Raw genomic sequence first — 21739 nt, forward strand, 5'->3', positions numbered from 1 at the left:
GTACCAGTGTCCTGTGTGCGGGCTTAGCCCCTGCGGTAGACGAGAACGACATACCTACCGGTTCCCTTACGAACCGGTCACGCACCCTCGACAGACCAATGTGAGAGGGGTCACCCTGTCATTCATCCACGCGGGGAGGCATGGATGGGCAGGAGCCGCAGAACACTTCCGGAGGAGCTTCTGCTGCTGGCACTGGACCCGGCCACGGGTACCACTGCACAGCCGCAGTCGCTCGACCTCGGTCTGGCCGGAGCACAGCTAGTAGAGCTGGCGCTGGCCGGACGGATAGCCCCAGACGGGGATCGTATCGCCGTGGTGCAGCCACGGCCGACTGGAGATCCGACTTTGGACTGTGCGTTGGAGTTGCTGCGACGGCGTGGCGCTCCCGTACGGGCTGTTCACTGGATCGGCGGGCCGCGTCTGGGCCTTCGCCAGATCTATCTCGCGCATCTGGAGCGGTGCGGCATGGTTGCCGCCGTAGCGGGCCAGATGTGCGGGGTGCTGCCGACCACTCGGTACCAGGCGACGGACAACGCCGTCACCCGGGAGATCCGTGGCCGGCTGGATTCGGCGATCCGTACCGGCGTACCGCCGGACCCGCGGACCGCAGCGCTCGCCGCCCTGGCCCACGCGGTCGGTCTCGGCAAGCACCTGTATCCGGGCAACGAGGGACGGTCCTCTCGTTCCCGGCTGCGGGACCTGATCCGGCACGACCCGATGGGCGGGCTCGTGGCCCACGCCGTCATGGACGTGCAGAGCGGTGCGGCTGCCCAGCCGCGCCGCAACCCCGCCGCCCCCGCCGGGCGGCAGGCCGGACCAGGCGCCAGGCCCGGTGCGCCGGAACCCGCACGCGGTGTTCCGATGCAGCCGCGCCGCGGCGCGATGGCACGCGCCGTGGTGCACTGAGCCGCAGTTCCACGGCGGCGACAGCCGACGGCAACACAGCACCCCTGAGACCCGGTTCGGGAGCCGCTGGTCCGAGCGGGGCGGTGAAGGCGTACGCAGTACGCGCCTCCACCGCCCCGCTCGGCATTTCCGTCCGGAGAATCCGGAACGCGCCCGAACTGACGCGTACGCGCCGCATATCCGCTGTTTCCCAGCGGTAGGAAGCACCTTGGTGGCAGTCTGCTCAACAGCAGATACGCAAAGTGGTAGTTACAGGCAGGCAGCCGGAGGTGCACGTCCCGTGGCGTCCAATGTCAATCCCACCGTCAGGCGACGCCGGCTGGGCCAGGAGCTGCGCAGGCTCCGCGAGCTCAAGGGCATGACGGCGGAGGAAGTGGCGGAGCGGTTGCTCGTTTCGCAGTCGAAGATCAGCCGGCTGGAGAACGGGCGCCGGAGCATCAGCCAGCGCGACGTCCGCGACCTGTGCGGGGTGTACGAGGTCGAGGACCAGCGGGTCGTCGAGTCCCTGATGGAGATGGCCAGGGATTCGCGGCAGCAAGGATGGTGGCACGCGTTCGGGGACATCCCGTACAGCGTCTACATCGGTCTGGAGACGGACGCCGAGTCGCTGCGGGTGTACGAACCCCAGCTGGTCACCGGCCTGTTGCAGACCCGGGCGTACGCCGAGGCCCTGGTGCAGGGCGCGTTGCCGGAGACCTCCGCCGCCGACATCGAGAAGCGGGTCCAGGTCCGGATGCGGCGACAGGAACGTATCACCGCCGAGCACAACCCCCTTCGGCTCTGGGTGGTGCTCGACGAGGCCGCGCTGCGCCGGCTCGTCGGCAACCGGCTCGTGATGCGCGAGCAGCTGGAGTACCTCCTCGAGATGTCCCAGCAGCCGCACATCACCGTCCAGGTGCTGCCCTTCGAGTGCGGCGCCCATCCCGGCCTCAACGGGCAGTACGCGATCCTGGAGTTCGCCGACGCGGCCGACTCCAGCGTCGTCTACCTGGAGGGCGTGACCAGCGACCTCTACCTGGAGAAGGCCCACGACGTGCAGAAGTACGCCGTGATGTACGAGCACCTGCGCGCCCAGTCGCTGAACGTCGAGCAGTCCCGGCAGTTCATCGCCGACGCGGCGAAGGAGTACGCCCGCTGAGGAAGTGGCGGACTGTACACCGGTGCCACGGTCCAGGGGAAGTCTCCAGGGGAATATGCCATCCGGACGAGTGAACGGGTACTCCAGGCGAGGAAGTTGGCTAGTAGCGTCGATCACGCCAACCGGTCAGCAAGGTTGGCGTGATTCGCACTACAGCAAGCACCACAGCAATCTCGCAACAGGAGTGGACATGGCACTGCTTCAGGGCGCCACGGAGACGTGGACGAAGTCCTCCTATTCCGCAGGGAACGGGGCGTGCGTCGAGGTCAAGTCGCCGACGACCGCGGGACTCGCCGTACGCGACTCCAAGGTCGAGGAGGGCCCGGTCCTCGCATTCCCGGCCGGCGCGTGGAACGCCTTCGTGACCTCGGTCAAGGCGTAAGGGGGCATTCGCTGACCCACGCCCACGCTCCCGACTACGACAACTGCACAAGCGTTACCCAGAGCCCTCTCGACCAGCCCGCCGTCCTTGCCGAGGGGGCTCGGCTTGTGCCCGTCGGCGGTCACCTCACGGGGAAGGCCACATCGCAGACCGGGTCCTCGGGTCCGGCCGCGTCCCAGTCCGCGAAGTAGACCTCCCGGCACGGGCCGTCGTACTCCAGGCTCTCCCGCCCCTCCAGACCCTCCCGGCCGGCGATCCACCGCTCCACCGCCTCGAAGGCCGCCAGGATCTGCGGATGCGCCACCTGCGCCTTGCTGATCCGCGTGTACGCCAGCGTGCGCGCCGGCTCCACCCGCACCGCCGTCTCCCAGGCCCGCCCGTGCCGCCCGGCCCAGGCCCGGGCCGCCGCCTCGTCCGCCACCGGGACACAGGCCTCGGCCGGTCCGTCGCTCTCCATGGACACCTCGGCGTGGTACACCACGAAGGGCGCCCCGGCCACGCCCCCGCACTCCCGGGCCGCCGCCTCCAGCCGCCCCAGCGAGGCGCCGATCCAGGCCGGCAACTCGTCCGCCAGCGTGTGCCGGGTCTCGGTGATCACCACCTGCGCCGGCACCTCGACCGTCTCCACCACGAACGTCCCGTACATCTGCGTACTCCCTCCGGACAGCCGGTCACGGAGGTATGCGGCGAGCGTCCGCTGCCCGGCGACCCGCGCCTCGACGTCCGCCCAGTAGCCGGTCAGCAGCCCGGCGGCGGTGTCACCGTCGGCCGCCTCCGCCGCCTCGACCACCTCGGCGATCCGGGCCAGCGGCATGTCCAGCTGGCGCAGCAGCGCCACCAGCCGGGCGCGCTCGACCTGGCCGGCGCGGTAGTAGCGGTAACCGCTCGCCTCGTCGACGTGCGCCGGGGCCAGCAGCCCCAGGCGGTCGTAGATGCGCAGCGCCTTCGCCGAGAGCCGGGACCGCGCGGCGAACGCGCCGATCGTGAGCAGCTCCTCGTCCACGATGTCCACGGCGTCCTCCACGGCCACATCCTCCGTCACCGGGCGGAACCGTTCCGCCCGGTGACCAGGAGGTTCGTCCCTGCCCCAGGGGCAAGGTCAACCCGCGACCGGCCCCGCGGTCAGGCGAGGGCGGCCTCCACCGCGGCCACGACCTCCGCCGACTCCGGCTCGGTCTGCGGCGCGAACCGGGCGACGACCTGCCCGTCCCGGCCGATCAGGAACTTCTCGAAGTTCCAGCGGATGTCCCCGGTGTGCCCCTCGCCGTCGGCGAACCCGACCAGACGGTCGTAGAGCGGGTGCCGGCCCTCCCCGTTCACCTCGACCTTCTCGGTCAGCGGGAAGGTCACGCCGTACGTCGCCGAGCAGAACTCGGCGATCTCCTCGGCGCTGCCGGGCTCCTGGCCCATGAACTGGTTGCAGGGCACCCCGAGCACGGTGAAGCCCTGCGCCGCGTACCGCTCCTGGAGCTTCTCCAGGCCGTTGTACTGCGGGGTCAGACCGCACTTGGAGGCCACGTTGACAATGAGCACGGCCTTGCCGCCGTAGCCCGGCAGATCGGCCGAGCCGCCCTGCAGCGCATCGATCTCCACGTCGAGCACGGACCCGTTGTTCTCAGAAGTCGTCATAAGCGGATGCTAACGCCGCTCGGTGGCGGACCGGGTTCCGGCCTCGACCAGCACGTCCCCGGCCGCCGTCCGCACGTACAGCACCGACCGCCCGGCCCGCCGCCGCTCCACCAGACCGGCATCGAGAAGGACCTTGAGGTGACGCCCGACGGAACCGAGGCCCTGGCCGGTCACCGCCGTCAGATGGGTGGTGCTCATGGGGGCGTCCAGCAGCACCAGCACCCCGGCGCGCGCGCCGCCCAGCAGCGCGCTGAGGCCGGTCGGAACCGTCCGCCCTGCGGGGTCCGCGAGCGCGCCGGCGCACGGGTAGACCAGCGCGTAGCGGTCCGGCTCCTCCCAGGAGACCCAGCCGTTCTTCGGCGTGACCGGGACGAGGAGGAGGTCGGCGCCGGAGATCTCGCGGGGCGGGTACTCGTGCAGATTGACCTGGAGCCGGTTGTCCCCGAGCCAGCGGGTCCGCCCCGGCCGCACCGAGTCCAGCACCTCGGCCCAGCCGCCCCGGCTCACCCGCGTGGTCCGGGCCACGACATCCGCCTCCAGGATCCGCCGCCGGCGCGCCCAGTACGGCCGTACGGTCTCCTCCCACACGTACGTCAGCAGATCCGCCGCCCGCCCGGGCAGGTCGTCGCGGTCCAGGGCGGCGGGGAGCGGACCGTCGCGGGCCACCCGCAGCTGCGCCCGGGCCGGGGCGGGCGGCGCCGACCGCACCCGGGCGATGCCCTCCGCGGCGCTCTCGCCGTCCCGGGGTGTGGGGGTGAGGAAGTCCGCGGTCCAGACCCGGCCGAGCCCGGCGCGGACGAGCAGCGCGGTGACGGGGTCGGCGGCGAGGCGGGCGCGGTAGCCGGGGAGGTGGTCGTCCAGCCAGCGGCGCTCACCGGGGTGGGCGGCGGTGCCGGCGTGCAGCAGCCGCAGACTCGCGAAGGTCTCGGCGAAGGGGGAGACCACGAACCGGCTACGGGCCAACGTGTCGGCGTTGAGCTGCCACCAGCCCAAGAGGGTCTCCCTGTTGTTAGAGCTTCTCGCGCCGGTTAAGGCATCGTGCGGGCGCGGGCGGCCTCGCGCCGGTTAGAGCATCTCGCGGCTGCTGGGGGCTTCGCGCCGGTGAGAGCATCGCGCGACTGCTGGGGGCTTCGCGTCCGTTAGAACGTCTCGCGCCCGCAAGGACCCCCGCCCCCGCGACAACCTTTCGCGCACCCGAGAAACAATAACGCCGGCCGCCCCGCCCCCCGAGACTCCCGACCATGCCCAGCTACCAAGCCCTCTTCCGCACCCCGGAGTTCACCCCGCTCTTCCTCGGCGCGGCCGCCCAGAACGCGGCCGGGACCGTCGGCGGGCTCGCCCTCGGCACGCTCGTCTACCGCAGCACCGGCTCGCCCCTCCTCTCCGCGCTGAGCATGTTCGGCCCCTCGCTCGCCCAGGTGCTGGGCGCGACCTTCCTGCTCTCCGGCGCCGACCGGCTGCCCCCGCGCACCACCCTCGCCGTGATCTCCCTCGCCTTCGCCGTCGGCACGGCCGGCATGGCGCTGCCCGGCCTCCCGGCGGGCGCGCTGCTCACCCTCGTCCTCCTCCTCGGCCTGGTGTCCGCGCTCGGCGGCGGGGTCCGCTGGGGGCTGCTGAACGAGATCCTCACCAAGGACGGCTATCTGCCCGGGCGTTCGCTGTTCAACATGATGAGCGGGCTGGTGCAGATCGCCGGTTACGCCACCGGCGGTGCCCTGCTGGCCGCCGTGTCCCCGCGCACCTGTCTGCTGCTCGCCGCGGCCCTGTACCTGGCCTCCGCCCTGGCCCTCCGCCTCGGCCTGAGCGCCCGCCCGCCCCGCTCCGCCGGCCGCCCCTCCGTCGCCGCGACCTGGCACACCAACGCCCTGCTGTGGTCCGCCCGCCCGCGCCGCCTCACCTACCTCGGCCTGTGGCTGCCCAACGGCCTGGTCGTCGGCTGCGAGTCGCTGTACGTGTCGTACGCCCCGAACGCGGCCGGCACCCTCTTCGCCTGCGCGGCGCTCGGCATGCTGGCCGGTGACGTGACGGTCGGCCGGCTGCTCCCGCCCGCCGTCCGCAGCCGGATGGCGACCCCGCTCCTGCTGCTCCTGGCCACCCCCTACCTGCTGTTCGCCGCGCAGCCGCCGCTCGCCCTGGCGGCCGGCTGCGCCGCCGTCGCCTCGGTCGGCTTCGGAGCGAGCCTGGTCCAGCAGGAGCGGCTGATGAACCTGACCCCCGACGAACTCAGCGGCCACGCCCTGGGGTTGCACTCGGCGGGCATGCTCACCATGCAGGGCGTCGGCGCCGTGCTGGCGGGCTCGGTGGCTCAACTCACCTCGCCCGCCCGCGCGATGACCCTGGTCGCGGCCGCGTCCCTCGCGGTGACGCTGTCACTGGCTACGGCCGCTCGACGGGGGCGGAAGGCGCCGGCGCCGGCTCCGGCGCGGCCGTGAGCTCCGCGGCCGGCCCGAACTTGTCGGCGACGGCGGCGATCTGCTCGATCCCGGCCTTCAGGCCCGTGCCGAGCTCGTCCGCCGCCGTCCGCTCGTTCTTCTCGACCTCCTGGTCGAGCCGCTTGGTCGCCCGCTCGAAGTAGCGCAGCAGCTCCACCGGGAAGGGCATGACGAGCGTGGAGTTCTTCTCGGCGGCGACCTCGACGACGGTCTGCAGGAGGCGCAGCTGCATCGCCTCCGGGGTCTCCGACATGATCTTGGAGGCGTTGGCGAGCTGCTGCGCGGCCTGGAACTCACCGTCCGCGGTGATGACCCGGGCCCGCCGCTCCCGCTCGGCCTCGGCCTGCCGGGACATGGACCGCTTCAGCGACTCCGGGAGCTGTACGTCCTTGATCTCGACGCGGTCGATGTGGATGCCCCACTGCGCGGCCGGGCTGTCGATCATCAGGGCGAGCCCCTCGTGCAGCCGCTCCCGGTCGGTCAGCAGGTCGTCCAGGTCGCTCTTTCCGATGATGGAACGGAGCGAGGACTGGGCGACCTGCCCGACGGCGAAGACGTAGTCCTGCACCTCGATGGCCGCGCGGATCGGGTCGGTGACCCGGAAGTAGACGACGGCGTCCACCTTCACCGACACGTTGTCCTTGGTGATGCCCTCCTGCGTCGGCACCGGCATGGTGACCACCTGCGTGTTCACCTTGCGCATCCGGTCGACGAAGGGGATGAGGAAGGTGATCCCCGGCCGCCGGAACTCCGGCAGCGCCCTGCCCAGGCGGAACACCACCCCACGCTCGACCTGGTTGACCACCCGCATCCCGCTGCGCAGCACGAGCAGGGCCGCCACGACCACCAGTACGACCCCTACAACGGCGCCGTCCATGGGCACACTCCATTCTCGACGTGATCCGGACAAGAAACCGGACAAGGATGAGGACACGTCCCGGCCTTCCGGGGATGCGGGTGCCGGCGTCAGGAGTGCGTAAAGAAACCGGTGCCCGGGAGAGTTGGGGAATCATGGGGGGGGCGAGGCGACGGCGGGGGAGGCAGCGTGAGCGCGACGGGCGAGTCGGTCTTCATCAGTTACGCCGGACCGGACCGGGTCTGGGCGGAGTGGGTGGCCTGGCATCTGCATGACGCCGGGCTCCGGGTCGTGCTGGACGTGTGGGACTGGTCGGCCGGCGACAACTTCGTGGCGCGCACGGACGAGGCGCTGGACGGCGCCGCCGCGGTGGTGGCCCTGTTCTCCCGGCACTACTTCGACGCGTCGCGGTGGACCCGGCAGGAGTGGGCGTCGGTCGTGGCCCGGCGCGAGCGTCTGGTCCCGCTGGTGATCGAGCCGCTCGACGACACCGACGTCCCCGCCCTGCTGGCCCCGCTGATCCGCAGGAACCTCCACGGCCTGGACGAGCAGCAGGCCCGCGCCGCCCTGCTCGACGCGGTCGCCGGCGCCAGGGGCCCGCGCAGCAGACCCACCTTCCCCGGCGGCCCCTCGTCCCAGTCCCAGTCCCAGTCCCAGTCCCAGTCCCCGGCTCCCGGCGTCCCCGGCCACCGCCCGCCCCTGCCGGGCACCTCACGGCTCCCCGAGCCACCCCTGTTCTCCTCCCCCGAGGAAAGAGCGCGGGCCCGCGACCTGGCCAGGGCGCCCCGCTCCCACCCGCATGGGCTATGATCAATACAGAGCTGGCCGATCCAATCGGGGTCGCCCGGTACTGCGTTGGTGGTCCAAGGAAAGACGCTCCGCTTCCTGCGGGGAAATGCAGGTGCAAGGCCTGCCCGGCGCTCCGAAGACGAGGCCCGTCCACCCGGTGGACGGGCCTCGCGCTTTCCCCGTCAGCTCTCCGGTCCCCACCGCTCCGGCCCCCCGCCCCGCCAGTCGATCCACGGCGCCTCCGCGACATCCGCCGGGTCGATCTCCAGCCCGGCACGGCGAAGGAACTCGGCGACGTCGGCCACGTTGTGGGCCAGCCCGAGGATCTCGCCGTCCACCCGCACCCGCCGGCCGCCCGTCGGCGACGGCGGATGCACGATCACCCGTATCGGTCCGGACATGCCTTCAGGATCATCCGGGACGTACGGTCCCGCACTCCAGCCCGTCATCCGAGGCCTCTCAGTTCCCTGCCCTGTCCGATCGTCCGAGGGCACGCAGCTCCCACCACGCGGCGGAGCTCGGGCGCCGTTGCTGCCAGTAGGGATGGAAGAACACCTCGGCCGACAGCCGGTACAGCCGCCGGCGCAGCTCGGTACGCCCGGGCCGCGCGGCGAGCTGCCGGTAGGTGGCGCTCCATTCCTGCTGCGCCCGGGCCAGGTCCGCGGGAAACGATCGCATGACCGGATTCAATCACGTGTTCGATTTTTGGGTCGAGCCCGTCGAGCCCGTCGGAGCCGTCGAAGAGGGACCGGCCGCCGAACGACAGACGGCGCGTCCACCCCCGCAAGGGTGAACGCGCCGGTCTGTCGTGCCTAGTCGACGTCGACCGGGCCGTCGTCCGACTTCCGGCTCTTGCTGGTGGGCAGCTGGAGCAGGCCGCTGCCCTCGCTGTCCCCGGAGCGGCGGCCGTCGGGGCGCTGCCCGTCGGAGTCCGAGCCGCTCAGGTTCTGCCGCACCGAGTCGAGGATCGTCAGCCCCTGGGAGACCAGGCCGGCGGCGATCTCGCCCAGGCCGTCCGCGCCGTTGAGGACGTTGACGTTGGCACCGGCGAGGCCGCCGGCGGCCTCCTTGACGATCTGCGGGAGCTGGTCGATCAGCATCCGGTCGAGCGCGACCCGGTCGTACGAGGCGGCCGCCTCCGCCTGGATCTTCATCCGCTGCGCCTCGGCGGCCGCGAGGATCCTGACCCGCTCGGCCTCGGCCTCGGCGGGCTTCACGACCTCGGCCACCAGCTGCTGCTGGCGCAGCTTGGCCTGGCGCAGGGCCAGCTCCGTCTGGGCGGCGAGCACCTCCTGCTGGGCGTGCGCCTGTGCCAGCGGTCCGGCCTGCGCGGCCTGCGCCTGCGCGCGGTCCACCTCGGCCGAGTACTCGGCCCTGACGATCGCGGTCTGGCGGGCGTACTCGGCCTGGTTGCGGGCCGCCACCTGCTCCGCCTCGACCGAGGCCTGGGTGGCCTGCGCCTGGGCGATCTGGGCCTGCCGCTGGATGGCCGCCTTGTGCGGGGCGGACATCGCGTCGATGTAGCCGGTGTCGCCGTCGTCGATGGACTGGATCTGCAGCGAGTCGACGATCAGGCCGATCTTCGCCATCTCCGTCTTCGAGGTGTCCAGCACCTCCGCGGCGAGCTTCTGCCGCTCCGTGACGATCTCCTCGACCGTCATCGAGCCGATGATGGCCCGCAGGTGACCGGCGAAGATCCGGCCGGTGAGCACCGACATCTGCTCCTGGTCGGAGAGGAAGCGCTGACCGGCGTTGATGATGCTCTCGTGGTCGTTGCCGACCTTGAAGGCGATGACCGCGCGGACGTGCAACGCGATGCCCTGCTTGGTCACGCAGGTCTCGGTGACCTCGGACTCGCACATGGAAAGGGTGAGGAACCGGACCTTCCGGAAGACCGGCAGCACGAACTTCCCGTGCCCCGTGACCACTCGGAACGGCGCGCCCCCCAGTCCCCGCCTGCCCCCCGAGATCAACATCGCCTCGTCGGGAGCGGGTACGCGGTATCCGAACATTCCTGTTACTCCTCAGCCGGCCTCGGCACTGTCGCCGAGCGCGTCCAATGGATCCACCCACTCGATGACGCCGACCTCGCGGCATCCCCGTGATTCGATCACGAGCACCGTCGCACCGACGGGCAGGGGCTCCTCCGACCAGGCGAGGAACGTCTCCGAGCCGCCTCTGACCCGCACCAGGACTTCGCCGGGGCCGGTGGCACCGCGGGTTCCTATGATCACTGTCCCCATGCAGCCGATCACGGCCTCGTCCTGCGGCATCACCGGCCGTCCCCTTCCTCCACCTGGCCCCATGATTCCGACGATAGACCCGTTCTGTGCGGGACCCAACGGTCAGGGGAGGTCGTCCTGCACCACGGCCGGCCACTGAGCCGCGCTCCGGGGCCCGTACGCCCGTAGGTCCGTAGGTCCGTAGGTCCGAGGCGCCCTCGGCCGGGGGCGCCTCGGAATCGGATCGGAAGCGGTTGGCGGGTACCGGCGGAAGCGGCCGGGGTGGTGTCGTGGACAGCGGTGAGGCCGGGCGAAGCGGCGCGCGGCGCGGCCGGCGGGATGATGCCGCGAAGGGGGAGCCGAGAGATGCGGAGCAGCCCGCCGGTCCGGGGGACACGTCCGAGCCGCCGCCCGGCCCCACCTTCGCCGTCAGTCCGCCGCGGGCAGCCCGAGCACCAGGTCCTCGAAGCGCCTCTCCACCGGGGCCAGATCGGTCCGGGCCAGCTCCTGGGGCAGGATGACGATCCGGAGCTCGGGCGTCAGGGCGGGGTGGTGACGGCAGGCGTCGATGAACGAGTCCACGATCAGGGCGGCCAGCTGGCCCCGGTCCAGGTCGGTGACGCGGGCGAGGCCGGAGCCGATCAGCGGCACGGCGACCGGCTTGAACAGGCCGTTCACCGCCACCGAGGCCCACAGGTGCGCCAGGCTCAGCCGCAGGTCGTGGTGGCTGGACCTGGCCACCAGGTCGTTGCCGAGCCGCGAGTAGGCGGTGGCGAACACCCGCCGGCCGTCGACCGGTACGACCACGGTCGTACCCACCGGATACCGGACCCGCCGGCCCAGCGGCTTGGTCCGTACGCTCTCGGTGCCCGCTGCCTTCACTGCCCGCAGCCCCGCCCGCAGCCGGTCGTCCAGCAGCCGTCGCCGCCCGGCGAACAGCCGGTCCACGAGCTGGCTCTGCAGGCTCTCGCGGCTGATCACCAGGTCTTCGGCGGTCTCCGTGTCGAAGGTGTCGGAGAACCCGACCACCAGGTTGCAGTCCACCTGGTCGAACAGGTCGCCGCGGACCAGCACCACATCGGCCCGCTGGTCGGGCAACGGCACCCGGTGCCGCAGCAGTTCGGCCCCGTGCCGGGCGCGCAGCTCCGCGCGCAGCGCGTCCAGGACCCGCGCGGCCTCGGCGTCGTCGGGATGCTCGTGGGCGATCAGCTCGGCGACCGGCAGGGCGAGTTCGGGCCGCCCCAAGTCGGTCTGCACGCGGACCAGTTCACGGCGGGCGGTGTCCTGGAGGGTGGTCAGGCGGCGCACGGAGGGCATCGCGAACCCCTCGCCGTCGACCTCGGCCAGCGGCCGGCCGCGCACCAGGGACAGCGCCTCGGCCAGCCGGTGCGCCGCGGTGGCCGGCGGTGCGAGCAGGGCGCCGCTGACGATCGCGGTGAACCTCGCGCTGTCCAGTTCCTCGGGCCGCAGCACCAGGCGGTAGGCGGTCTCCGGGCCCTGCACGGTGACCCGCTGCTCGGTGCGCAGGACCTGCGTGCCCACGCTGTCCTGGCCGGGGGCCAGCGCCCGCCGCAGTTCCAGGACCCGTTTCTGGACCTCGTTGCGGTTGCGCTGGTCCAGGTGGCGCGGCTCGTCCGCGAGCCCCCACACGTCGCGGCGCAGCTGCCGTACCGGGACCGCCTCGCCCTCGGCCGCCACCAGGCGGACCAGCAGCCGTACCGTCAGCGGCGTCAGCCGGACCGGGACCCCGTCGACCTCGAGCTGGACCGGGCCCAGTACCTTCACCCGGATTCTTGCTCTCGCACCGGCCATCCGCGTCGCCCCCCGGCGGTTCTGCGTCACTCTGCGTCAGCCATAAGTGACTGAAAGATTATCATGATGCCTTGGGGAATCCATGAGTTCGGGTGATTCCGGTGGACTGGACCCGATACGGCACCCGCGGGGCGCGCGGCGGGCCCGGCAGGTCTTCGTGCGCGACACGATGGTGGCGTTCGGCGGGCTGTCCGCCGTGTCCCAGGTGGTGGGCCCGTTCGTGCCGCACAGCGCCTCCGGCGCGGTCGTCGGTCTGTCGGTGGGAGCCTGCCTGGGCTGGGGGCTGCTGCGGTCCCGCCCGGCGGCCCGGGTACGGCAGGTGTTCCGGCGGCCCGACATGACGGTGGTCGTCGAGACCGGCGACGTGTTCGACCAGCCGGCCCATCTCGTCGTCGGGTTCTGCGACACCTTCGACACCCTGTCGGCCGGCGGCCGGGTCATCAACGGCGACAGCGTGCAGGCACAACTCCTCGACCGCCGGTACGGCGGCGACGTCGACCGCCTGGACGCGGAGCTGGGCGCGGCGCTCGCCGCCGCCCGGCCGGTGGCGCGGGAGGAGCGGGCGGACAAGCCGCTCGGCAAGCTCGACCGCTACCCGGTCGGCACGGTGGCGGTGCTGGGCACCCGGCCGCGGCTGGTGTTCGGCGTGGCCTACAGCCGGATCGGCAACGACTACGTGGCCGCCTCCGGCGTGGAGGACCTGTGGCGGGGCCTGGGCGGGCTGTGGGACGCGCTGCGGGTCCACGCCCAACTGGAGCGGGTGGCCATGCCGTTGGTCGGCTCCGGGCTCGCGCGGCTCGGCCACCTCGACCGGGACAGCCTGCTCCGGCTGATCCTGATGTCCTTCGTGGCCCGCTCCCGCGAGGCCGCGATCTGCCGTGAACTGCACCTGGTCGTACGGCCCGGGGAACTGGACGGCATCGACATGCGCGAACTGGCCGCGTTCCTGGCGGCCCTGGCCTCGGACCCGGAGCGGTAGCGCACCGGTAGGCAGAGGGAAGGGCGGAAGGCCCGCGGCCCCCCGCCCCCCTGCCGTGCCGTCCGTCCGTCAGGCCAGTCGGCGGTAGGCCGCCAGATTCTCGAAGTGCGAGGTGTCACGCCAGTCCGGCCGGGTGTCGTCGAGATCGCACTCGGCGCCCTTGAGCCGTTCGACGATCTTCGAGACGGCGGTCTCGGAACCGTCGAAGCGGATCACGTTGCGGCCCCCGAGGTCCGCGGCCGGCCGCACCTGGCCGACCTCCACGATGATCGTCCGCTCCGGGTAGGCCATCAGCGCCATGCCGAGCTCGATCAGCACGTTCTGGCGCGGTTGACCGGTCAACTGGGTCTCGTACGAAGGCTCGTTGTCGCCCAGCAGGCGCGGATGGAGCTTGGCGACGTCGTCCGGGGTGAGCAGCACGAGCGCCGCCTGCGCCTGCGACAGTGCCTTCTCGATGACCTCGCCGAGGAACGGCGCGGTCCCCCCGGTGGCCCGGACCAGCCGCTCCCACTCCAGCGGGCGCAGGTCGAGCCGGCGCAGCAGCCCGAACATCGCCGTGCGGACCTCCTCGTCGCGGCCGTGCACGACGAAGACACTGCGACGGCGGCCGTGCTCCGCGCGCGCCGCCTCCCGCTCGGCGGACCGCTGTTCGGCGGACCGCTGCTCGGCGGACTGCCGGTCCTGCGGCGGGGTGTTGTGGACGTTGTACCCGAAGCCGCTGTTCTCGCCGCCGAAGACGTTCTGGTTGTTGTCGCCGAAGGTGTGGCCCTGGCTCATGGTCACTTCCCCGCCTTCCCCGATGAACCGCCCTCCGGCGGCTGGTAGTTGTACCCGAAGTTGCTGTTCTCGCCGCCGAAGACGTTCTGGCTGTTGTCGCCCAGCAGGATGTTGGTCTGCGCGCGGTCGTGCTCGACGAGGTCCACGTCGTGCTCGTCGAGGAACGCGCGGACGTTCTGCAGCAGCCGGCGCTCGATGATCTGCATGTACTTCACCGCGTCGGACTGCTGGAAGAAGTGGTGGAACGTCTCGCTGGTGGCCAGCTCCCGGACGCTCGCCAGGGCACCGCAGTTGAGCCAGCGGTTGACGTAACGGCCGAGCCGGAACTCGCTGGTGTCCGCCGCCCGGTCCGCCAGCAGCACGGCCATCGCGGCCCGCTTGGCCCTGCGGTCCCGCCAGGGCCGGACCCAGCGGAGTGTCCACGTCGGCAGGAACCGCTCCGGGACCAGCCACAGCGGCCACACGCACAGCGCGATCCACCAGCGCACCAGGGCCGTGAACATGTCCCACGCCACCCGCACCGCCAGCCGCCGGTCGACGGCGGCGGGCAACTGGTCCACGAGGTGGAAGTCCTCCACGAGCGGCCCGAGCACATAGGTGTAGAACTCGGTGTGCAGCGTGTTGCCCTTGATGTCGAACCCGACGAAGACCGAGGTCACCAGCTCCTCGTTCCAGGACCCGACGCGCACGCACAGGTACTCGCGGGCCGCGTCGTAGTCCTCCCGCCAGTGGATGCCGGGCAGGTCGTCGACGCTGGGCAGCTGGGACCAGCCGGCGCCCCTGGAGCGGTCGTTGGTGCGGATCGCGGTGGTGAAGCGGCGCTGCTCGACGGTCAGTCCTTCGATCCGCTCGTCGGGCCGGGCCTCGTCGCGCAGGTCGGCGTTGAGCCGGGCGGCGACCTCGCTGGTGATCTCGTGCACGCTGAACGGGACGACCTGCCGGCGCTCGACGGTGTCGAGATCGGGCGGTTCGCCGTCCGCGCTCTTGCGCGCCATGATCCGGGTCTTCGGAGCGCCGAGCAGCAACTGCGCGTTGGCCCAGTCGCGCAGCGGCAGGCCCGCGCCGACGAAGGGCCGGTAGCCGCCGTAGAAGACCAGTCCGCTGCGGCTCGCCTGCTCGTGGTCGATCTTGCGGGCGAGTGCGTCGGTCAGCCTGGCGTGCGACGGGCAGCCGCCGTCGAAGCCGCCGTCGGGGCCGCTCTCCCGCACCCGGGTCATCAGGATGTGCAGGGTGGCGATCCGGCGCAGATAGGCCGCCGCCCACGGCACCCAGCACAGCAGGACGACGCCGAGGAACGGGTTCAGCACCCCGTTGCTCAGCAGCAGGAGGACCGCGAAGTCCAGGCCGGCCGCGACCCCCCACTGGATGCGGCGCAGCCGGCGCGCGGCGAGGGCGTGGGCGAGGACCGACACGGCGTCGTAGCCGTAGGAGGGCGCGACGACCCGGAAACGCCGGTGGAGCAGTTCCCGGATGACGGCGCGCCGGTAGCCGGGGTCGAGGTAGGTGCCCGCGGACAGCAGCCGGGTCGCTCTGGTCCGCGCGTACGCGCGCCGCTCCGGCGGCTCCTGCGGCGCCGGTCCCGGCGGACGGGGATCAAGTACTTGTGTGGCCATGGTGGTTCAGCGCTCCGCTCGTGCGGGCGCACCCCGGCGGGCACGCCCCGGTGGGTGTCAGCCGGTCTGGGTGGCCGTGCCGCTGGTGATCACGCCGTCCTGGACGGTGTAGGTGGCGTCGTACGACTTCGACGTGCCGTCGGTCTGCAGCGCCTCGATGGTCACCTGCACCTCGTCGCCCGCCACGTCCACGACGTCGACGGTGTCCTGCCGGGTGGTGGCGTAGCCCGAGACGAAGCTGCCGTAGCTGGAGTCGAGGTTCTTGCCGCCGAGGTTCCAGGCGGTCCGGTAGTCGCGGGCGGAGATCGCCGCGAAGTAGGCGGTGACGACATCGCCCGGCCCGCCGGTCGGGCTCGCGCTCGGGGTGTCGGTGGCGGTGTCCGTCGGGTAGGCGTCGTAGCCGTCGGTGGCGGTCGCCGCGGGGGTGCCGGTGTCGCCGTACGGCCATGCGGACGCCGTCGTCGGGTCGGCGTAGGCCGGCTGGCCGGCGGTGCCACCGCTGTCGTCCGAGCCGGAGGCGCCCGAGCCGAAGAAGCCGGAACCGGAGCCGGACGACCCCGATGACCCCGACGACCCGGACGAGCCGCCGGCCAGGCCGCCGATCAGGGCCACGAGCACGGCGAGCAGCAGGGGGGTGGCGATGACCACGAGCCCCCAGGTGCGGGCGGGGCCGCCCGGCGGTATCAGGCCGGGGGGCTGGTAGGAGGGCGGTGCGCGGTGGGAGGACAGCGGGTCGGGACGCTCGGCGGGCGGCGTCAGCCCTGGGTCGGCCATGGGGTTCTCCAGCGGTCACGGCAGTGCACCGCACCCGCCCCCGGCCGGCCTCGCGGCGGGCCCGTACGCGACGGACCTGCCCGGGGCCGACCGTGAACAGCGGGACGCGGCAAGGTGGTTGACGCTTCCGATGCGACCAGCGCCACCGCTTCCGTGACCAGAACCGAGCTGCTTCCGATCCGCTTCCGGCCCCCCTCCGCCACCCCACGGCCCCCTCATTCACCGCCCGGCCCGCCACCCGCGCCCCAGCCGCTGACCGCCCCCGGCCCACCGCCACGACATCACCGAATCCGGCCACCGGACCACCGGCCCTCCACGGGAGCCCGCTCCCCGCCGAAGGCGCTCCCTTGTCGATGCCGGACGCGGACGCGGATGACGATGCGGATGTCAGGCCGGCCGAAGCACTATGTTCACCGCCCGGTAGGAGTAGCCGTCCTGATTGCAGCGAGGGGCCTCCCACTGGAGATCCACACGCTGTCCCGGCGACAGCGTGTAGAGGCCCTTCTGGAGGTGGGAACAGTGGCCCCAGCAACCGCCCGGTGTCTCAGGAGAGTCGAGCACCCCCCACCCTTCCTCGCCGTGCCACTCACGGACAGCCGCAGTCACCATGCGGCGACTCTACGGGCGCCGGGGGCGGGACAGGCCATGGGGCAACTCGCTGTCGTCCATGCACAGGGCTCCGCGACGGTAGTCACCGCCGTACCACCCAGACCTCGACAGCGATGTTCGCCAGGATCCACAGCGAGGCGACCGCGAGGATCGAGCGGTTGACCAACCGGGACCGGCGCCGCACCACGGCGGCGATCTGTTCCGCGTTCCTGCCGTCAGCGCGCGGGTAGTCCCGCCACCGGCCTGTCGCAACCCAGACTGCCGCCAGGCCCAGGGCGATCCAGACCGTCCACTGTCCCTCCGCGTAGCCCAATCGGTACGCCGTCACCTGCCGTCTCCTCCCCGTCGGCGGAGGCAGACCCTACCGTGGCGGCGCGACCCCACTTCGGGGGTGCCGCCACCAGGGCGGGGCACAGACGACCTGACGGCATGACCATCAGCAGCGCGAGGCTAGGCGCCGGGCTGATCCGTGGTCTCGGCGACCGGGGCCGCGAACATGGCGCCGAGGTTGTTCCACGTGAAGCCGCTCTGCCAGTCCGGCTCACCGGCCGCCCAGTCGAGCAGTGCCTGACCGGCCTTCTCCCGGTCGGTGGTGAGGGTCTGGTAGTGCTCCGCGGGGACGCCGTCCCGGTACTCCAACTGGTAGGTGTCGTTGTCCCGGAACAGCACCTGGATGTACCAGTCACCCTCGACGTCCTCGTCCTGCCGCTCAAGGATCAGATGGCCGCCCTGTCGAAGGTCCGCGAGCATCGCGGCCATCGCCGGCTCCGAGGGGTTCTTCAGCACGTGGCCCTGGTTGTTCGTCGCTATCAGCATGGGCAGAGCATGCCGGAAGGGTCTGACAACGACGGCTCTCAGGAAGCTTCTGCGCCACCCGGCTGCACGACAGACGGCCGACGACCTTTGCGTTCCGGTGACGGGAGTTGCGCCGCTGACCCCGTCTGGCCGATCTACCACGATTGGGTGAATCCACCAGTTAAGCGGCAAACGCCCGTCATCTCCACATGTCACACATCTTGTTTTCAGCAGCAGACGCCTCAGGGGGACCCGTGAACAACCAGCAGCCGCAGCAGCCGTACGGGCAGCCGCCGAAAAAGGGACCCGGTGCGGGGAAGGCCATGGGTCTCGGCTGCCTCGGCCTCGTCGGCCTGACCGTCGTCCTTGGCATCGCCGCCGCGGCCGTCAGCGGCGGCGGCTCGAACGGCTCCGGCAGCAGTACCTCGAAGTCCGGGTCCACCACCACGACCCGCAACAGGACGGCCGCCGGTGCCAAGGACGACAGCAAGAAGGCCGGCGCCCCGAAGACCGCCGTCTTCAAGGTCTGGGGGACCGCCCCGGCCGGAGTGCTGGGCGGTCTCGACATCAACTACGGCTCCGACAGCGACACCCGCAAGGGCGTGTTCGAGGACGGCAGGTTCGAGGCCGCCCTGCCCCTCGAGAAGGGGGCGATGTACTACACGCTCAACGCCCAGCTGCAGGGTTCGGGGGACATCAACTGCAGCGTGACCGTGGACGGGCAGACGAAGTCCGGGCACGCGTCGGGCGGCTACAACATCTGCGACGCCCAGCTCAGCAGCGACTTCACCGGCGGCTGGCGGTAGGGGCGACCGCGGATTCCCGCCCGCTCCGCCCATCCTCGAACCGACCGAACACCCCAGGGGGAGCCATGACCGCCGCCGGCCCACCGCCGATGCCGTCGTACGGCCCGACACGACCGGTGAAGAAGTCCCGCACCGACCTGATCAGCACTGCCTCGGCGGGCACCGGTCTGTCCGTGGAGATCATCGACGTCACAGCCCGCGGAGGATGAGGTGGGGCCCCGAATCGACCGACAGGGCCCCTGACCGAGCCGCTCCGGGATGTCCTTCGGCCGGGCAGCCGGACCCGCGGCAGGACGATCTCCTCGGGCGGCTCGACATGGCGGTCGCCCCGCGGCCTCACGCGGCCGAAGCGGGCAACGACTCGGAGGTCGTGCGAGCTCCCGGCCCGGGGCCGGCACCGGCCCCTGTGTCGCTCTCCGCGCCGGGTCCCCGGTCAGGAGCCGCTTCCGGTAACTGGTCCGGTGCTGCCGCGATCGCCGCAGAGCCCATCATGATCAGGGCGAAGCTCCACAGGCCCATCGTCACGATGATGCCGATGTGCAGGGCCAGATCGAGCCCGAACGCCATGCGCCGCCAGCGCGTCGGGCTGAGCAGGAACACCGCGATGACGATCTCCACGAGGATGGCGCCCCACGACATCCCCGCCACCACGAGGGAGTTGTCCGACATCCACAGCAGGAGCGGCTTCAGCGGGCCCGCCGCGCCGAACAGGGGGCTGCGCAGGATGTAGAACTCGGCCGAGCCGTTCAGCCAGTCCGGGACACCCCACTTGCTGACACCGCTCTGCATGTAGAGGATCGCCAGCTGGAGCCGCACTCCGAGGAAGGCGGCGAACGCCATGCCCCTTGATCCCGGGTGCAGTTGCGTGACCGGCCGGCCCCAGTGCCACACCCGGTCGTCGGCGAGGCCCATCGGGATGATCAACAGGCAGACGATCCGCGCGATGGCCTCACCGCCGTCGGGCAGCGAGATGCTGACGCCGATGGAGAAGGTGACCCACGCATGCGGAAGCACGGTCCAGCGTGGCCGGTAGCCCGATGCGACGAGCAGCAGCAGCGCCACCATCACCCAGCGCCGCCACTCCTGCCCGATGGCGTCGCCGCCCAGGCAGTACGCGGACACGGCTCGTACCCCACCGCACTGCGGAGGCGCCCCCTGGTCGATGACCGGCGGCATCAGATAGGCGGGCGGGGTCAGCGCAAGCGTCAGGACGTGCGCCAGGGCGATGACCGTGCGGCCCCAGCCGAACCAGACGCTGCGCGGGTCGAAGCGGCGCGCTGCGTGCTCCAGTACGTCGAGCGGGTTCACCGGCCGCGCTCCTTCGCGTGGCAGCGCACCCGTATGTGGACGGTGTCCTGGACACGGGTGGTGTCCTTCGTGAAGTTCCGGTACGCCCACGGCGTCGGCCGCTGCTCGGCGAGCACCAGGTCGCCGCAGAGCGTCGGGGTGGGCGAGTCGTTGTCGACGCTACGGACCGGGCGGCCGAACGCGGCCTGGAGGCACGGGGTGATCTGCTGCTCCGGGCAGGCGTCCCAGTGGGCCACATAGCGGGCGAGGCCGGCGAGTTCGGGCCCCTGGGCGCGCTGCTCGCGGCTGAGCCCGAAGTAGTTCGACGGCTTGACCTGGGGGGTCTTGAGCAGGCTCGGGTAGCCGTGGCCACTGTCGCGGTAGGCGTAGAGGTCGATGCTCTGCGGGCTCTTGGTGAAGAACGCCCAGCCTTGCGGGGCGGTGATGGTGAACGCGCTCTTCAGGCCGCCCATCCAGGAGCGGGTGAGCACATTGCCGGGCATGGCGAAGAAGATCGTCAGCAGGAAGAAGGCGAGTACGGCGGTACCCGTCGCACGGAAGGCACGCCGGCATGCGGCGGCTTCCAGCGCGTCGGTGTCAAGGGCGGTCATCCGGGGTTCCTCCACGGTGGGGTGCCGGTGCCGAAGCCACGGGGCTCCGGCACCGGCCGCTCACTTGGTGCCCAGCCGGGCCTGGGTCAGAAGGCGTTCACCACGCTCGCGGCAATCGACTCCTGGGTGAACTGCGACTGGTCGTCGTTGTGCGCGTAGGCGACCACGGTGACGACGCCCACCTCGGCGACGGCCGCGACGGTCGTGGCGACGGTCCCGGTCTGGACGAGCGCGTTGTCCGTCCACACGAACCACGAGCCGTTCGGGTTGACGGCGGTGCCCTTGGTCGCGGCGAGCTGCTTCACGTCGGATCCGTACGTCTTGAGGGCGGCCTGCACCTGGTACGGGTTGCCGCTCTGCAGGCCCTCGGTGACGACCGTGTGGTACGTGGGGTCGACCTTGGTGAGGGCTCCGGTCAGCTCGTCGACGGCCTGGCTGGTTGCCGAGCGGGGCTTCTCGCCCAGCGCCTTGAGGGTGGCAGGGTGCTGCTGCGCGATCCGGCCGGTGCCGAAGGCGAGCAGCGAGGTGACGTCCTTGTCGGTGTACGTGGGCGCGGTGGCATGGTGCTGCTGCGTGTCCGCGAGGGCCGGGCCGATGCCGATGCCGATGCCGACCGCGGCAAGGGCGCCGACGGCGATCGCGTAACGCGCGTTCTTGCGCATGATGAATTCCCTCCACGAAAAAATGGGATGCTTACTCGCTTTCGAGTACTGCGGGGTCGTTTCTCTGCACATCGACCCCTTGCAGTCGATGAGGAGGCTATGAAGCGGAAAGCGCCCCACGCAAGGATTCAGCCGCGTCTCCGGTGGTAGATACTCTGCGTGATGCAGAAAAATATGGAACTCGTGGACGAGCGTTACTCGTGGTTTGCTCCGGCTCAGTTGTGGAAGCTGGCCGCTCCACTTGTACCTGCGCCGGTGCGGCGCCCGCAGGGCGGCGGATCGGCTCCGGCCGACAGTGAATCCGTCTTCGCCGCCATCGCGTTCGTGGTGGTCACGGGTTCGCCCTGGAGGGAATTACCCAGAATATTCGGTGTGTCCTGGCAGACCGCGCACCGGAGATTCGGACAATGGGCGGAAAGCGGGCTCTGGTGGGAACTGCTGCAGGCGGCGGCGCGTACGGGTGTCCGGACCGTGCAGTACGAGTGGGCCGAAAAACTCTATCGAGAATCCGGAGCAAGAGGTTCCTTTTCGGCCATGCGATAACCACCTAAGACAATCTCCACTCTTAAAGGGTGGGTAATCTATCTTTGATGGTTTCTTGACTCTCCGGAACGGGGGCGGGCCGGGACGGAAAAAAGAAAAGGGAGGGGGTTGTGTCAC

General features: G+C 71.3%; 27 protein-coding genes. 9 read left to right on the forward strand and 18 right to left on the reverse strand.

The features are described 5' to 3' along the window. The first annotated feature begins 144 nt into the window (after positions 1–144). The 3 genes from ACWGKQ_RS43890 (at position 145) to ACWGKQ_RS43900 (ending at position 2426) form a co-directional block, all read left to right on the forward strand. Positions 145–906, forward strand: a complete 762-nt coding sequence (locus ACWGKQ_RS43890; RefSeq protein ID WP_453297667.1) for a GOLPH3/VPS74 family protein — start codon at positions 145–147, stop codon at positions 904–906. Positions 907–1186: 280 nt separating this feature from the next. Further along, positions 1187–2044, forward strand: a complete 858-nt coding sequence (locus ACWGKQ_RS43895) for a helix-turn-helix domain-containing protein (protein WP_089102094.1) — start codon at positions 1187–1189, stop codon at positions 2042–2044. A gap of 190 nt (positions 2045–2234) precedes the next feature. Next, positions 2235–2426, forward strand: a complete 192-nt coding sequence (locus tag ACWGKQ_RS43900) for a DUF397 domain-containing protein (RefSeq protein WP_089102095.1) — start codon at positions 2235–2237, stop codon at positions 2424–2426. Between the two features lie 121 nt (positions 2427–2547). On the opposite strand, the gene ACWGKQ_RS43905 is transcribed toward ACWGKQ_RS43900, so the two are convergent. From ACWGKQ_RS43905 to ACWGKQ_RS43915, 3 genes are all read right to left on the reverse strand, one after another. Then, a complete protein-coding gene (locus ACWGKQ_RS43905; protein ID WP_453297668.1) occupies positions 2548–3468 on the reverse strand; it encodes a MerR family transcriptional regulator in 921 nt (306 codons plus the stop codon). An 80-nt stretch (positions 3469–3548) separates the two neighbouring features. Next, a complete protein-coding gene (locus ACWGKQ_RS43910) occupies positions 3549–4055 on the reverse strand; it encodes a glutathione peroxidase (protein ID WP_453297669.1) in 507 nt (168 codons plus the stop codon). 9 nt (positions 4056–4064) lie between these two features. Beyond that, positions 4065–5048 carry a transcriptional regulator gene (locus ACWGKQ_RS43915; RefSeq protein ID WP_453297670.1) on the reverse strand — a complete coding sequence of 328 codons (984 nt, stop codon included), beginning with the start codon at positions 5046–5048 and terminating at the stop codon, positions 4065–4067. A gap of 248 nt (positions 5049–5296) precedes the next feature. On the opposite strand from ACWGKQ_RS43915, the gene ACWGKQ_RS43920 reads away from it, so the two are divergent. After that, complete coding sequence (locus ACWGKQ_RS43920; protein ID WP_453297671.1) at positions 5297–6487, forward strand: MFS transporter; 1191 nt, start codon at positions 5297–5299, stop codon at positions 6485–6487. Here ACWGKQ_RS43920 and ACWGKQ_RS43925 read toward each other — a convergent pair. Further along, positions 6432–7364, reverse strand: a complete 933-nt coding sequence (locus ACWGKQ_RS43925; protein ID WP_453297672.1) for a slipin family protein — start codon at positions 7362–7364, stop codon at positions 6432–6434. The two genes, ACWGKQ_RS43920 and ACWGKQ_RS43925, sit on opposite strands and share 56 nt — an antisense overlap. A gap of 168 nt (positions 7365–7532) precedes the next feature. On the opposite strand from ACWGKQ_RS43925, the gene ACWGKQ_RS43930 reads away from it, so the two are divergent. Further along, positions 7533–8153 (forward strand): toll/interleukin-1 receptor domain-containing protein, encoded by a 621-nt coding sequence (locus tag ACWGKQ_RS43930; protein WP_453297673.1) that lies wholly within the window; start codon positions 7533–7535, stop codon positions 8151–8153. 161 nt (positions 8154–8314) lie between these two features. On the opposite strand, the gene ACWGKQ_RS43935 is transcribed toward ACWGKQ_RS43930, so the two are convergent. From ACWGKQ_RS43935 to ACWGKQ_RS43955, 5 genes are all read right to left on the reverse strand, one after another. After that, positions 8315–8533, reverse strand: a complete 219-nt coding sequence (locus ACWGKQ_RS43935; protein WP_453297674.1) for a hypothetical protein — start codon at positions 8531–8533, stop codon at positions 8315–8317. A gap of 58 nt (positions 8534–8591) precedes the next feature. After that, a complete protein-coding gene (locus ACWGKQ_RS43940; RefSeq protein ID WP_453297675.1) occupies positions 8592–8810 on the reverse strand; it encodes a hypothetical protein in 219 nt (72 codons plus the stop codon). A gap of 134 nt (positions 8811–8944) precedes the next feature. Next, the gene (locus ACWGKQ_RS43945) at positions 8945–10144 is read right to left on the reverse strand and encodes an SPFH domain-containing protein (RefSeq protein WP_453297676.1); all 1200 of its coding nucleotides are present in this window, start codon (positions 10142–10144) and stop codon (positions 8945–8947) included. A gap of 12 nt (positions 10145–10156) precedes the next feature. Continuing rightward, on the reverse strand, positions 10157–10405 hold the full coding sequence (locus tag ACWGKQ_RS43950) for a hypothetical protein (protein WP_453297677.1): 249 nt from the start codon (positions 10403–10405) through the stop codon (positions 10157–10159). Positions 10406–10783: 378 nt separating this feature from the next. Continuing rightward, on the reverse strand, positions 10784–12139 hold the full coding sequence (locus tag ACWGKQ_RS43955; RefSeq protein WP_453297678.1) for a macro domain-containing protein: 1356 nt from the start codon (positions 12137–12139) through the stop codon (positions 10784–10786). 109 nt (positions 12140–12248) lie between these two features. On the opposite strand from ACWGKQ_RS43955, the gene ACWGKQ_RS43960 reads away from it, so the two are divergent. Continuing rightward, complete coding sequence (locus ACWGKQ_RS43960; protein ID WP_453297679.1) at positions 12249–13145, forward strand: macro domain-containing protein; 897 nt, start codon at positions 12249–12251, stop codon at positions 13143–13145. A 69-nt stretch (positions 13146–13214) separates the two neighbouring features. Here ACWGKQ_RS43960 and ACWGKQ_RS43965 read toward each other — a convergent pair whose 3' ends face one another. The 6 genes from ACWGKQ_RS43965 to ACWGKQ_RS43990 all read right to left on the reverse strand — a co-directional run bounded on the left by ACWGKQ_RS43965 (position 13215) and on the right by ACWGKQ_RS43990 (position 17734). After that, positions 13215–13922 (reverse strand): TIR domain-containing protein, encoded by a 708-nt coding sequence (locus tag ACWGKQ_RS43965; protein ID WP_453297680.1) that lies wholly within the window; start codon positions 13920–13922, stop codon positions 13215–13217. A 2-nt stretch (positions 13923–13924) separates the two neighbouring features. After that, the gene (locus ACWGKQ_RS43970) at positions 13925–15535 is read right to left on the reverse strand and encodes a hypothetical protein (protein ID WP_453297681.1); all 1611 of its coding nucleotides are present in this window, start codon (positions 15533–15535) and stop codon (positions 13925–13927) included. A 57-nt stretch (positions 15536–15592) separates the two neighbouring features. Further along, positions 15593–16309: a hypothetical protein gene (locus ACWGKQ_RS43975; protein ID WP_453297682.1), complete on the reverse strand. Its 717-nt coding sequence runs from the start codon at positions 16307–16309 to the stop codon at positions 15593–15595. A 387-nt stretch (positions 16310–16696) separates the two neighbouring features. Continuing rightward, positions 16697–16918 (reverse strand): cold shock domain-containing protein, encoded by a 222-nt coding sequence (locus ACWGKQ_RS43980; RefSeq protein WP_453297683.1) that lies wholly within the window; start codon positions 16916–16918, stop codon positions 16697–16699. An 82-nt stretch (positions 16919–17000) separates the two neighbouring features. Further along, complete coding sequence (locus tag ACWGKQ_RS43985; protein WP_453297684.1) at positions 17001–17246, reverse strand: hypothetical protein; 246 nt, start codon at positions 17244–17246, stop codon at positions 17001–17003. 122 nt (positions 17247–17368) lie between these two features. Beyond that, positions 17369–17734 (reverse strand): hypothetical protein, encoded by a 366-nt coding sequence (locus tag ACWGKQ_RS43990; RefSeq protein WP_453297685.1) that lies wholly within the window; start codon positions 17732–17734, stop codon positions 17369–17371. A gap of 233 nt (positions 17735–17967) precedes the next feature. Here ACWGKQ_RS43990 and ACWGKQ_RS43995 point away from each other — a divergent pair, with 233 nt between their 5' ends. Continuing rightward, positions 17968–18519 carry a hypothetical protein gene (locus ACWGKQ_RS43995; protein ID WP_453297686.1) on the forward strand — a complete coding sequence of 184 codons (552 nt, stop codon included), beginning with the start codon at positions 17968–17970 and terminating at the stop codon, positions 18517–18519. 65 nt (positions 18520–18584) lie between these two features. Further along, positions 18585–18728: a hypothetical protein gene (locus ACWGKQ_RS44000; protein ID WP_453297687.1), complete on the forward strand. Its 144-nt coding sequence runs from the start codon at positions 18585–18587 to the stop codon at positions 18726–18728. Between the two features lie 127 nt (positions 18729–18855). On the opposite strand, the gene ACWGKQ_RS44005 is transcribed toward ACWGKQ_RS44000, so the two are convergent. The 3 genes from ACWGKQ_RS44005 to ACWGKQ_RS44015 all read right to left on the reverse strand — a co-directional run bounded on the left by ACWGKQ_RS44005 (position 18856) and on the right by ACWGKQ_RS44015 (position 21079). Continuing rightward, positions 18856–19827, reverse strand: coding sequence for a sporulation-delaying protein SdpB family protein (locus ACWGKQ_RS44005; protein ID WP_453297688.1), 972 nt, complete (start codon positions 19825–19827; stop codon positions 18856–18858). Continuing rightward, a complete protein-coding gene (locus tag ACWGKQ_RS44010; protein ID WP_453297689.1) occupies positions 19824–20417 on the reverse strand; it encodes an SdpA family antimicrobial peptide system protein in 594 nt (197 codons plus the stop codon). The genes ACWGKQ_RS44005 and ACWGKQ_RS44010 overlap by 4 nt, the downstream gene beginning before the upstream one ends. 86 nt (positions 20418–20503) lie before the next feature. Further along, complete coding sequence (locus tag ACWGKQ_RS44015; RefSeq protein WP_453297690.1) at positions 20504–21079, reverse strand: hypothetical protein; 576 nt, start codon at positions 21077–21079, stop codon at positions 20504–20506. 162 nt (positions 21080–21241) lie between these two features. On the opposite strand from ACWGKQ_RS44015, the gene ACWGKQ_RS44020 reads away from it, so the two are divergent. Then, complete coding sequence (locus tag ACWGKQ_RS44020; RefSeq protein WP_453297691.1) at positions 21242–21622, forward strand: transposase; 381 nt, start codon at positions 21242–21244, stop codon at positions 21620–21622. The last annotated feature ends 117 nt before the right edge of the window (positions 21623–21739 follow it).

This window comes from Streptomyces sp. NPDC054770 (genome assembly GCF_053611985.1).